At 70.5% G+C, this 11,597-nt stretch carries 8 protein-coding genes and 2 pseudogenes; 6 read left to right on the top strand and 4 right to left on the bottom strand.

Going from position 1 to position 11,597, the window contains the following annotated elements; all coding sequences use genetic code 11:
- The 6 genes from bcsE to HWX36_RS16155 are packed head-to-tail and all read left to right on the top strand — an operon-like array spanning position 1 to position 7,256.
- Positions 1–1,968 carry a cellulose biosynthesis protein BcsE gene (gene bcsE, locus HWX36_RS16180; protein WP_175953046.1) on the top strand — a complete coding sequence of 656 codons (1,968 nt, stop codon included), beginning with the start codon at positions 1–3 and terminating at the stop codon, positions 1,966–1,968.
- Positions 1,965–2,183, top strand: coding sequence for a hypothetical protein (locus HWX36_RS16175; protein WP_175953045.1), 219 nt, complete (start codon positions 1,965–1,967; stop codon positions 2,181–2,183). Before bcsE ends, HWX36_RS16175 begins: the two co-directional genes overlap by 4 nt.
- Positions 2,180–2,959: a cellulose biosynthesis protein BcsQ gene (gene bcsQ, locus HWX36_RS16170; protein ID WP_175953044.1), complete on the top strand. Its 780-nt coding sequence runs from the start codon at positions 2,180–2,182 to the stop codon at positions 2,957–2,959. The genes HWX36_RS16175 and bcsQ overlap by 4 nt, the downstream gene beginning before the upstream one ends.
- Complete coding sequence (bcsA, locus tag HWX36_RS16165) at positions 2,956–5,493, top strand: UDP-forming cellulose synthase catalytic subunit (RefSeq protein WP_175953043.1); 2,538 nt, start codon at positions 2,956–2,958, stop codon at positions 5,491–5,493. The genes bcsQ and bcsA overlap by 4 nt, the downstream gene beginning before the upstream one ends.
- Before the next feature lie 27 nt (positions 5,494–5,520).
- Positions 5,521–7,077, top strand: a complete 1,557-nt coding sequence (bcsG, locus tag HWX36_RS16160; RefSeq protein WP_175953042.1) for a cellulose biosynthesis protein BcsG — start codon at positions 5,521–5,523, stop codon at positions 7,075–7,077.
- Positions 7,059–7,256, top strand: coding sequence for a hypothetical protein (locus HWX36_RS16155; protein WP_175953041.1), 198 nt, complete (start codon positions 7,059–7,061; stop codon positions 7,254–7,256). Before bcsG ends, HWX36_RS16155 begins: the two co-directional genes overlap by 19 nt.
- 161 nt (positions 7,257–7,417) lie before the next feature.
- Here HWX36_RS16155 and HWX36_RS16150 read toward each other — a convergent pair whose 3' ends face one another.
- From HWX36_RS16150 to HWX36_RS16135, 4 genes and pseudogenes are all read right to left on the bottom strand, one after another.
- Positions 7,418–8,302 (bottom strand): pirin family protein, encoded by an 885-nt coding sequence (locus HWX36_RS16150; RefSeq protein WP_175953040.1) that lies wholly within the window; start codon positions 8,300–8,302, stop codon positions 7,418–7,420.
- A 30-nt stretch (positions 8,303–8,332) separates the two neighbouring features.
- Positions 8,333–8,725, bottom strand: a complete 393-nt coding sequence (locus tag HWX36_RS16145; RefSeq protein ID WP_175953039.1) for an OsmC family protein — start codon at positions 8,723–8,725, stop codon at positions 8,333–8,335.
- Between the two features lie 47 nt (positions 8,726–8,772).
- Positions 8,773–9,834: pseudogene (locus HWX36_RS16140) on the bottom strand (cation:proton antiporter); the annotation flags it as partial.
- Positions 9,835–9,914: 80 nt separating this feature from the next.
- Positions 9,915–11,500, bottom strand: a pseudogene (locus HWX36_RS16135) (acid phosphatase).
- Positions 11,501–11,597 lie beyond the last annotated feature (97 nt).

Here is an 11,597-nt window from a genome sequence, read left to right as displayed (position 1 = left end):
GTGACTACGGAACTCGATGCCACCCGTCCCGCGCTCGGCGCCGCCTGCCTGCTGGGCCGCCTGCGTGCGCGGCTGGGCGCGGGGCCGGCCGGCGGCCGCGCCGGCCCGGTGAGCCGGCTCGCGATCGACGGCTTGCCCGATGCCTGGACGCAACTGGAACCCGGCGGCCTGTACGCGATCTATGCGGCCGGCGGCACGCCGGCCTGCGATGCGCTCGTGTGGGAGAGCGCGCGGCAGGCGCGCACGCGCGACGTGACAGTCGTGCTCGCGCGCGAGGCGGCGCACGTCGCCGAACAGATGCAGGCGCGCGGCTTCGCGGGCGGCGCGCAGCCGGCCGGCTGGCCGCGCAACCTGAACGTGCTGGCGATGCCGCCCGCGGCCGAATCGGCCAACGGTGACAACACCGGCGCCGGCGCAACGGCGGACGCGCCGCGCCACGCGGCGCCGGGCCCGTTCGCCCGGCTGAGCGGCGGCCTGCGCGCGATGAAGCGCTACGGCTTTCGCGCGCGCTCGCTGTATTTCGTCGAGGGCGCGCAGCGCTGGTTCAGCTGGGACGACCCGATCGCGCTCGCCGACGAGGCGCACGCGCTCGCCGAATGGTGCCGCACGCGCCGGATCGCGCTCGTGCTGCTGCTCGATCCCGAAGCGACCCGTGCGGGCGACGCAGCGCGCACCGACGATGCTCCGCTCGTCCGCGACACGGCTCGCACGACGCGCGGCGGCTTCCACGGTATCTGCTCGGGCGTCGCGCAGTTGCAGCGCACGCACGGCGAGCTGCTGTGGGTCGTCGATTTCTGGCGTGCGGGCGATACGCTCGCGGCCGGCGAAGTCCGGCCGCTGCGCTTTGCGCCGGGCGGCCGGCTGTCGGCGAGCGTCGACGGCGGCGCGACCGGGCCCGCGCACCGGATGAAGCTCGCGAGCGACGAGGATCGCGTCGTCGCCAGCCGCGCGGTGCTCGACGGCGCGAACCGCGCGCCGGACGGCTGGGAGATCGTCGAGGACAACGCGGCCGTCGTCGCGGCGTGCGCGCATGCCGAGGCCGCGACCGCGGTGCTCGTGTTCCGCTCGCATGCGCAACTCGAAGCGCTCTGCGCGGACGTGCACACGCTGCGCCGGCAGTGCGGCGGTGCGCTGAAGATCGCGGTCGTCGAGCGCGGCGAAGTGCTGCGCCAGCAGTTCGAGATGCTCGTGCTGAGCGTCGGCGCGAGCCGCGTCGTCGCGCGCGACCTGCCGGTATCGCGGATGCAGGCCGCCGTGCACGCGCTGCGCGGCCAGCTCTATGCGCGGCCCGTCGCGGCCGACTATCGTGCGGCGCTCGCGGCCGCGCTCGGCGATTCGGTGCTCGGCTACCTGCCGGTCGGCGCGTTCTGCCAGCGGATCCGCGCGGTGCTCGATCGCGGCGCCGTGCTCGCGCTGCCGCACACGCTCGTGAAGATCGCGCTGCTGCCGGGCGTGTCGCACGTCGACGCGCTGCGGCTTTGCCGGCCGCGCCGCACGGGCGACATCGTGACGGCCGATGCGGCGCACCTGTACGTGTTCCTGTTCGCGTGCGAACCGACCGATGCGGAGGACGCGCTCGCGCGCATCTTCGACGTGCCGGTCGATACGCTGTCCGACCGTGTCGTGTGCCTCGGGTCCGGCAGCATCGACACCGAGCTCAGTGCGCTGACGGCCGAGAACCGGCGCGCGCCGATCGCCGACTACAGCGATCTGTTCGCGGCCACGCAGCCGGCGGGCGCCGGGCGCACACCGTCCGCGCGCACCGATTCCGGCGCGGCGCTGCCCGACCCGCGCGAAGTGAGCGTGGCGATCGACGCGATCGATACGATCGTCGCGCTCGAGGCGATCGGTGCGACGCCGTCGGCCGCGGCCGCCGACGCATCGGCGCCGGAATCCGTCATTCCTGCCGCGCGCAAGCGCGGCGCCATCCGCAGCGCGATGCCGCTGCGCAAGCAGGGGGTCGCATGATCGCCGACATCGTCATCGGCTTCATCGTCGGCATCGTGATCGCGGTGCCCGTGTGGATCGTCGCGCAGCATCTCGGCATCGGCCGGGGCTTTCATGCGCCGCGCGGGATCGACCGGCGCGACGCCGTGCCCTGCGAACTCGTGCCGGTGGCGCTGCGCGGGCGGCTGCTGCCCGATGCCGAGCCCGGCCAGCGTGCGGACGAGGCGGCCCGATGAAGACGATCGCCATTACGTCGACCACGGGCGGCGCGGGCCGCACGACGCTCACGGCTGCGCTCGCGGTGCTGCTGGCGCGCCGCGGCCGCCCGGTCGTCGCCGTCGAATTCGACGCGCAGAACCTGATGGGCGCGACGCTCGGTCTCGACACGCTCGCCGAGCACGGCCTCGCGCAAAGCGTGCTCGGCGGCGCTAAGCCGTGGCATGCGCAGACGTGGCGCAACGCCGACGGCGTGCTGTTCGTGCCGTACGGGCAGCTCGACGCGGCCGGCGCCGCCGCGTGCGATGCGCGGCTCGCGGCCGATCCCGCGTGGCTGTCGCGCGCCCTCGACGAAATCGCGCTGCCGGCCGACGGCGTCGTGCTGATCGACACCGCACGCTATCCGTCGACGCAGGCCGAGCAGGCGATTCGCTGCGCGAACCTGACGCTCGTCGTCGTGCCGCCCGAGCCGACCGCGTGCGCGACGACGGCCGCGCGGCTCGGTGCGCTGCGGGCCGGCGGTGGCGAACTGCAGATCGTCGTGAACCGGCTGAATCCGGCGCGCGACATGCAGCGCGACGCGCTCGGCATGCTGCGCGCGGTCGCGGGGCCGGCATCGATGCTCGAGCAACGCATCCACGTCGATGCGGCCGTGCCCGAAGCCCTCGCGCGCGGCAGCTGGATCTTCGACGACGCACCGTATTCGCAGGCGTCGCACGACCTGAACGGCGTCGCGAACTGGGTCGATACGTGGTTGGCGGCAGGCGCCGCCGGTCGCCGCGGAGCGGCGCGATGAACGCGGGCTTCGCGCCGCGCCTGCGCGCAGTCGGCCGCCGCGCGGCCGACTGGCTCGCACGCGGCATCGGGTTGCCGGCGCAACGCACGCTGGTCGACTGGTTCGTGCGGCTGTTCTTCCACGCGCCGCCGCCGGGCCGGCCCGATCACGTGCGCCGCTGGGTGCGCGTCGCGTCCCTGCGGCTGGCGCACGAGTGGGGCGTGCTGCAGCCGCTCAGCCCGCGCGAATGGCTGTGGCGCACGATCGTGCGCGCGCCGCGCACGGCCGACGCCCGGCCCGCGCGCGATCCGCTCGCGTGGTTCGACAAGGTTGTCGTGCCCGTCTACGTGGCCGGGCGCGCGGTCGGCCGGTGGATCAACGCGAGGCTCGAACGCCTGCCGTGGGTGCGCTGGGGCGGCTGGCTCGATGCGCGCGCGAACGGCGTCGGCCGGCGCCGCTGGCTCGCGCCGCTGCTGCTCGTGGCCGGCGCGCTGCTGTGGGCCGCAGCCGGCATGTCGCCGCTGATGCCTGGCGCGCAGTTCGCGTTCTTCGCGATCGTCGCGGTGCTGGCGCTCGCGCTGCGCCGCCTGCCGGGCCATCTGCCGACGCTCGCGCTCGCGTCGCTCGCGCTGCTCGCGACGTTGCGCTACGTGTGGTGGCGCACCACGCAGACGCTCGATTTCCGCGGCCCGGTCGAGGCCGTCGCCGGGTACCTGCTGTACGGCGCGGAAGCCTATACGTGGATGATCCTGCTGCTCGGCTTCGTGCAGACCGCATGGCCGCTCGACCGGCCGATCGTGCCGCTGCCCGACGATCCCGACACCTGGCCGACCGTCGACATCTACATCCCGACCTACAACGAGCCGCTGTCGGTCGTGAAGCCGACGGTATTCGCCGCGCAGAGCATCGACTGGCCGAGCGCGAAGCTGCGCGTGTACCTGCTCGACGACGGCAAGCGCCCCGAATTCGAGGCGTTCGCGCGCGAGGCCGGCATCGACTACGTGACGCGCGACGACAACCGCCACGCGAAGGCCGGCAACATCAACCGCGCATTGCCGAAGACGCACGGCGAATACATCGCGATCTTCGACTGCGATCACGTGCCGACGCGCTCGTTCCTGCAGACGACGATGGGCGTGTTCCTGCGCGATCCGAAATGCGCACTCGTGCAGACGCCGCACCATTTCTTCTCGCCCGATCCGTTCGAGCGCAACCTCGGCACGTTCCGCGAGATCCCGAACGAGGGCAACCTGTTCTACGGCCTCGTGCAGTCGGGCAACGACCTGTGGAACGCGACGTTCTTCTGCGGCTCGTGCGCGGTGCTCAGGCGCAGCGCGCTGGAAGAGGTGGGCGGCGTCGCGGTCGAGACCGTGACCGAGGATGCGCACACCGCGCTCAAGCTGCACCGGCGCGGCTATACGTCGGCGTATCTGCCGACCGTGCAGGCGGCCGGTCTCGCAACCGAAAGCCTCGCGGGCCACGTGAAGCAGCGCACGCGCTGGGCGCGCGGGATGGCGCAGATCTTCCGCATCGACAACCCGTTCCTCGGGCGCGGGCTCGGCCTCATCCAGCGGATCTGCTACGGCAACGCGATGCTGCACTTCTTCTACGGGATTCCGCGGCTGGTGTTCCTGACGATCCCGCTCGCGTACCTGTTCTTCCACCTGTACTTCATCAACGCGTCCGCGGTCGCGCTCGCAAGCTACGTGATCCCGTACCTCGTGCTGGCGAACGTCGCGAACTCGCGGATGCAGGGGCGCTACCGCCACTCGTTCTGGGCCGAGGTCTACGAATCGGTGCTCGCGTGGTACATCGCGCTGCCGACCACCGTCGCGTTCTTCAGTCCGAAGCACGGCAAGTTCAACGTGACCGACAAGGGCGGCAAGATCGACGAAGGCTACATCGACTGGTCGACGTCGAAGCCGTACCTGGTGCTGTTCGGGATGAACGTGCTCGCGATCGTCGCCGGCCTGTGGCGGCTCGCGGCCGACCAGGGCGACGAGGCATCGACGATCCTGATCACGCTCGGCTGGACCGTGTACAACCTCGCGATGCTCGGCGCGGCGCTGGCCGTTGCGCGCGAGACCAGGCAGGTGCGCGTCACGCACCGGATCGCGATGCGCGTGCCGGCCACGCTGCTGCTCGCCGACGGCTCGACGGCCGCGTGCTTCACGAGCGACTACTCGACCGGCGGCCTGGGCCTCGAAGCGGTGCCGGGGCTTGCGCTCGCCGTCGGCGACACGCTGACGGTGTGCGTGACGCGCGGCGACCGGCCGTTCCCGTTCCCGGTGCGCGTGAGCCGCGTGACGCCGACCCACGTCGGCGTGAGCTTCGAGGCACTGACGCTCGAACAGGAGCGCCAGCTCGTGCAATGCACGTTCGGCCGCGCGGACGCGTGGCTCGACTGGCACGCAGGCGAGCGCCCCGACACGCCGCTCGGCGGGCTGAAGGAAGTGTTGCGTATCGGCCTGGACGGCTATGTACGGATGTGGAAGGGTGCGGCGCGCGGCCTGCAGGCCATGCTGGCGCCGAAACTCGATCGGGCGCGCGACTGACGCGGCGCTCATCACGGAGTGGGTTAGATGACGTTCTGGAATCTGTATTTCATCCTGAAGTTCGCGCTGTTCGCGACCGGGCACTTGCAGCCGTTCTGGCTCGCGAACCTCGCGTTCGCGGTGGCGCTCGCGGCGAGCGCACCGATCCGGCGGCGTGCGTGGCGCCTCGTCCGGCAGCTCGTCGCGATCGCGATCGCGGTGCCGCTGCTCGCACGCGAGATGCATGCGCCGCCGCTCGCCCGGCTCGTCGAGGCCGCACGCGAAGTGAGCGCGTTCCGCCTCGACTACTGGATGGAGCTGCTGCCGCGCCTGCTGCCGCCGGTGCTGCTGCTGACGGTGGCTGGCGTGCTGATCGTCTACTTCGTCGTCAATCGCTGGCTGCGCGTCGCGACGTTCGTGCTGGCGGTGCTGGTCGTGATGCCGCTGTGGCAGGCCGGCAGCGGGCTGATGGCGCGCGTCGTCGCACCGCTTCCGCAGCAGGCGAACACGACGGGCACGACGCTCGCCGGCCAGCCGGAGGATCACAACGCCGCGCTCGCGACGTTCCGCGCGCAGGAATCGCAGCGGCAGGTCGCATTCGGCCATCTCGGCAACGATCCGGCCACGCAGTTCGACGTGATCGTGTTGCACATCTGCTCGCTGTCGTGGGACGACCTCGATGCCGCGAAGGTGCGCAACCATCCGATGCTGAGCCACTTCGACTACCTGTTCACCAACTTCAGTACGGCCGCGAGCTACAGCGGCCCGGCGGCGATCCGCGTGCTGCGCGCGAGTTGCGGGCAGGAAGCGCACGCCGACCTGTACAAGCCGGCGCCGCAGCAGTGCTACCTGTTCTCGCAACTGGCGAGCGCGGGCTACAAGGTGCAGTCGCTGCTGAACCACGACGGCCATTTCGACAACTTCCTGCAGGTGGTCCACGACAACATCGGGGTGCCCGACGCGCCGCTGGTGTCGAACGCGGCCGCGCCCGTCGCGATGCACGCGTTCGACGGCTCGGCGATCAAGGACGACTACTCGACGCTCGCGAACTGGTATGCGCAGCGCGCGTCGGTGCCGGGCCCGGTCGCGTTGTACTACAACACGATCAGCCTGCATGACGGCAACCGGCTCGTCGGCAGTTCGCTGACGAGCATCGACTCGTATCCGCAGCGCGCCACGAAGCTGATGGACGACTTCGACCGCCTCGCCGACCTGATCGCACAATCGGGCCGCCGCGCGGTGATCGTGTTCGTGCCCGAGCACGGCGCCGCGCTGCGCGGCGACAAGAACCAGGTCGCGGGCCTGCGCGAGATCCCGACGCCGCGCATCGTGCACGGGCCGGTCGGCGTGCGGCTGATCGGCTTTACCGGCAACCACGGCGCGACGACCGTGATCGATCAGCCGACCAGCTTCCTCGCGCTCGCGCAACTGCTGTCGAACCTCGTGTCGAACAGCCCGTTCAAGCCGGGCACGACGCTCGCGCAGTACGCGGCCGACCTGCCGCGCACGCGGATGGTGGGCGAGAACGAGGGCACGGTGACGATGCAGATGGCCGCGGGCTACTCGGTGAAAACTCCGGATGGCGTATGGATCGACGAACAGTAATGCTTCCCGGCGACACCGATGACGATCGCCTGTCGCAACCGAACGACGTGAGCGGTCTCGCGCGGCATCTGCCCGCGCTCGATCCCGAGCGTTACGTCGACGAGCAGGCGCGCCGCGCGTTCATCGAGTCGCTCGACCGGTGGCCGACGCTCGCGAAGCTGATGGGATTGAAGCGCTGAAAAGCGTGGCGGCCGGCGCGGTGGGCGGCGGTTGACCCGATGCCGCCCGGGTTCGGTCGACACGAAACCCGGGCATTCCGTCATTTGCCGCAGCCCGGCCGGGCTCGTGTCTCACGACGCTCCCGCAGGGGGGCGCTCGTGTCGCGTCAACTATCCGGCGTTTACCGCACCTTGCGTTCCGGCTGGCGCGTCCATTCGTTTTCTTCGCCCGGCACCTTGCCGAAGGTCTGATCGGCCCACGCCGCACGGGCCGCGTCGATCGTCGCGCGCGCGCTCGACACGAAATTCCATTCGATGAAACGCTCGCCCGGCAGGTGCGCACCGCCGAGCAGCATCGCGCGCGCGCCGTTCGCGCTGGCGAGCGTCACGGTCACGCCGGGTTCGAGCACGGCCATCGTCGCGGGGGCGAGCGGGGTGCCGTCGATGGCGAGGTCGCCGTCGACGAGGTACACGCCGCGCTCCTCATGTTCGGCGTCGAGCGCGAGCGTGCCGCCTGCGGCGAATTCCGCATACGCATAGAGCGTGGGCGAGAACACGGCGACCGGCGACGTGAGCCCGAACGCGGTACCCGCGATCACGCGCATGCTTGCGCCGTCACGCGTGAACGACGGCAGCGTCTCGGCCGCATGATGGACGAACGCGGGCGCGGTGTCTTCATGCTCGACCGGCAGCGCGACCCAGGTCTGGATCCCGTGGACCGGCTGATCATGCGGCCGGTCTTCGTCGGGCGAGCGCTCCGAATGCACGATGCCGCGGCCGGCCGTCATCCAGTTCACGTCGCCCGGCACGATCTTCTGCCGGAAGCCGAGGCTGTCGTGATGCATCAGCGAGCCGTCGAACAGGTAGGTGACGGTCGCGAGGCCGATGTGCGGATGCGGCAGCACGTCGATGCCGCGGCCGGCCGGCAACACGGCCGGCCCCATCTCGTCGAAGAAGATGAACGGGCCGACGAGGCGCGCGGCGCGCGCGGGCAGCACGCGACGCACGACGAGGTTGCCGATGTCGCTTTCGCGCGGCGTGAGCAGGGTCTTGATCGAGGCGGACATGGTGGGGTCTCGTGGTCGAGGCGGGATGTGTCAGGCGATCGCCGTGTCGATGGCGATCGGATGCGTGAGGATCTTGTGCACCGGGCACGCGTTCGCGATCTGCAGCAGGCGCTCGCGCTGCTCGCCCGACAGGTCGCCTTCCAGCGTGATGCGGCGCACGATCGTGCTGCCGGTGCTGCCCGATTCGTGCGCGAGCTTCACGTGCACTTCGGCGAGCGGCCAGCCCTTGCGCTGCGCGTACATCTTCAGCGTGATCGCGGTGCATGCGCCGAGGCTCGACAGCAGCAGCGCGACGGGCGCGGGCGCCGCATCGCCGCCGCCCAGTGACGCCGGTTCGTCGGCGCGCCACTGGTGGGCGCCGTCGCTGAAGTGGACAAGGTAATCGACGGAGCCGATGCTCGCTTCGACGGACAGTTCGCTCATTGCAGTTCCATGGGGAGAAAGGGGAAGGCCGGCGGCGTGGCCGGGCGTTACGGTTCGAGCAGCCGCTGCAGCCGCAGTTCCTCGAAATCGAGTTCCGATTCGATCCGGTGCAGCACGGCGTCGTCGACCTTGCCGTCGCGATGCAGGTCGAGCAGCGCACGGCGCGACACGCCGACGAGTCCGAGTTCGACGCGCAGCATGCGCGCACGCACGTTGGCCGGTTCGGCGCCGTGGCGATGCGCGCGTTCGTTGAAGGCGACGCGGTTCCGGTATTCGGCGAGCAGGCGCTCGAGCGACGGCCGCTCGAGGGTCAACCCGCGCTTGTCGAGCGCGTCGAGTTCGGCGAGCGCCGCGCCGAACGCATGCGCGCGCACCGCATGCTCGGACATCGTGTGCCGCACGGCCGGGCGCAGCTTCAGCACGCGGATCAGCGGTGCGAGCGTGCCGCCCTGCACGACGAGCGTGGCGATGATCAACAGGAACGTGCTGAACAGGATCAGGTCGCGGCCGGGGAATTGGGCGGGCAGCGCGATCGCGGCCGCGAGGCTCACGACCCCGCGCATGCCCGACCAGCCGAGCACGACGGCCTCGCGCCACGACCACGGTGCGTGGCCGGCGCGCGGCGCGCGCAGGCGGCCCGGCAGCCACATCGCGACGAACACCCACACGATGCGCGCGGCGATCGCGGCGGCGGTGGCGGGCAGCGCGACGCGCAGGCCGGCCATCAGCACCGCGCCTTCATGGTTCACGCGTGCGAGGATCGCGTGCAGCGCGAGGCCGATCAGGATGAACACGAGCGCGTCGAGCACGAACACGAACACGATCGCTTCCCACGTCGCCTTCGCCTTGATCCGCATGTCGGCGTCGAACACGCGATGCTGGCGCACGCCGAGCACGAGGCCGCAGGTGACGACCGACAGCACGCCCGAGCCTTCGACGGCTTCCGTGATCCCGTAGCTGCCCCACGCCATCGCGAAGGTCACGACGATGCCGAGCATCGGGTCGCGCAGGCGCGGAAGCACCCAGCTCATTGCATGGCCGCACGCGAGGCCGCACGCGAGGCCGACCGCGATGCCGATCAGCGTGAGCGAGAAGAACAGGCCGGTGGCGCGGCGCGCACGTGCTTGCGTTCGCGTTTATGCAATGACAAAGGGCGGCCGAAGCCGCCCCTTGCCGCGTCGCTCCGCCGTTACAGGTTCGGCGACAGTTGCAGCGCGTTCGTCAGGTCGCCCATCGGCTGCCCGCCGTTCGCCTTCAACGCGTCGTCGCGCTGTTGCAGGCCCGCGAGGCGCGGCAGCGAGAAGCGGCGCGTGATGAAGCGCAGGATCGACGCGGTGTCGTATTGCGTGTGGTCGACGAAGCCCTTTTTCGAGAACGGCGACACGATGAGTGCCGGAATCCGCGTGCCCGGGCCCCAGCGGTCGCCCTTCGGCGGCGCCACGTGATCCCAGAAGCCGCCGTTTTCGTCGTACGTGACGACCACGACCATGTTCTTCCACTGCGGGCTTGCCTGCAGGTGGGCGAGCACGTTCGCGATGTGCTGGTCGCCGCTCGCGACGTCCGTGTAACCCGGGTGCTCGTTCAGGTTGCCCTGCGGCTTGTAGAACGCGACCTGCGGCAGCGTGCCCGCGTCGATCGCCTGGATGAACTCGCTGCCGTCGGTGCCGCCGTCGAGCAGGTGCTGCGCGCGGCTCGCGCTGCCCGGCGCCTGGTTCGCGTAGTAGTTGAACGGCTGGTGGTGCGGCTGGAAGTTCGGCGCCGTCATGTTCGGGCCGTAGATCACGTTCGCCGTGCCGCTCTGTGCGGCTTGCAGTGCCTGGTTCCACGCGCCGCCGTACCATGCCCACGACACGCCCGCGTTGGTCAGCAGGTCGCCGATGTTCTGTTGCGACTGCGGCGGCAGCGTCGTCGCGGCTGACGGGTCGGCGAGGTTCGGGTCGCCGCCCGATGCGGCCTTGTTGCCGCTCGGCTGGTACGGCGGCTGCATCGTGTTGATCGCGTAGAAGTCCGGCGTCAGGTTGCCCGAATTCACGAACTTCGGCACGCCGTCGAGCGCCGAGGCCGGCGAGTTGCTCGCGAGCTGCAGCGACTTGCCGTCCGCGGCGACGGCCGAGACGAGCCGGCCGCGGGGCTCTTGTTCGCGTTCGCGTAGAACGGCGCACACGCGCAGATCAGGTACTGGTGGTTCAGGAACGAACCGCCGAACGCGCCCATGAAGAAGTTGTCGGCGAGCGTGAACTGCTGCGCGATCTTCCACAGCGGCAGCTTCGTCGCGTCGGGCGTGTAGTGGCCCATCACGAGGCCGCCCGAGTCGGCCCACGCGGCGAACATGTCGTTCTTGCCGCCGTTGATCTGCATCTGGTTCTCGTAGAAGCGGTGATACAGGTCGCGCGTCGTCACGCTCATCGGCGTGTTGAAGCCGTTCGGGTCGTCGATCGCGAACGGCGCGTTCGGCAGGTTGGCCGTCATCGCTTCGGTCACGGCCGGCGTGACGCCCTTCGCGGTCAGGCCGCCCCAGGCCTTCGGCAGCGTCGCGAGCGGCTGGCCGTTGCGGTCTTTCTGCTGCGCGCTTGCCGCAGTCACATTCTGCAGGCCGTTCGCGCCCGGGAAGTTGCCGTACAGGTTGTCGAAGCTGCGGTTTTCCGCGTAGATCACGACGACGTTCTTCACCGTCGACAGGCCTTGTTGCTGCACGTCGTCGCCGCCGCAGGCGGTCAGGGCGGCGGCCGCGGCAACGGCGATCGGTGTAAAGCGAATCCAGGCGTGGTTTTTCATGCGTTGTACTCTCTATCTCTCTCTTGTCGCGTGGGAAACCGGAGCATTCGTGTACCGCCGGTTCGCGAGGGTAACCGTGGCATGTCCGGCTGTAAGC

Origin of the sequence: Burkholderia sp. BCC0405 (assembly GCF_902833075.1) — a bacterium.
In the GTDB taxonomy this organism is placed as follows: domain Bacteria; phylum Pseudomonadota; class Gammaproteobacteria; order Burkholderiales; family Burkholderiaceae; genus Burkholderia.
The sequence above is the reverse complement of the archived record's forward strand: the minus strand, read 5'-3'. Positions and strand labels throughout refer to the sequence as shown.

Bases quoted from the DNA above. Each gene is read 5' to 3' on its own strand.
- HWX36_RS16175 (WP_175953045.1), top strand. From the start codon at position 1,965: ATGATCGCCGACATCGTCATCGGCTTCATCGTCGGCATCGTGATCGCG.
- bcsQ (WP_175953044.1), top strand. From the start codon at position 2,180: ATGAAGACGATCGCCATTACGTCGACCACGGGCGGCGCGGGCCGCACG.
- bcsA (WP_175953043.1), top strand. From the start codon at position 2,956: ATGAACGCGGGCTTCGCGCCGCGCCTGCGCGCAGTCGGCCGCCGCGCG.
- bcsG (WP_175953042.1), top strand. From the start codon at position 5,521: ATGACGTTCTGGAATCTGTATTTCATCCTGAAGTTCGCGCTGTTCGCG.
- HWX36_RS16155 (WP_175953041.1), top strand. From the start codon at position 7,059: ATGGATCGACGAACAGTAATGCTTCCCGGCGACACCGATGACGATCGC.
- HWX36_RS16150 (WP_175953040.1), bottom strand. From the start codon at position 8,302: ATGTCCGCCTCGATCAAGACCCTGCTCACGCCGCGCGAAAGCGACATC.
- HWX36_RS16145 (WP_175953039.1), bottom strand. From the start codon at position 8,725: ATGAGCGAACTGTCCGTCGAAGCGAGCATCGGCTCCGTCGATTACCTT.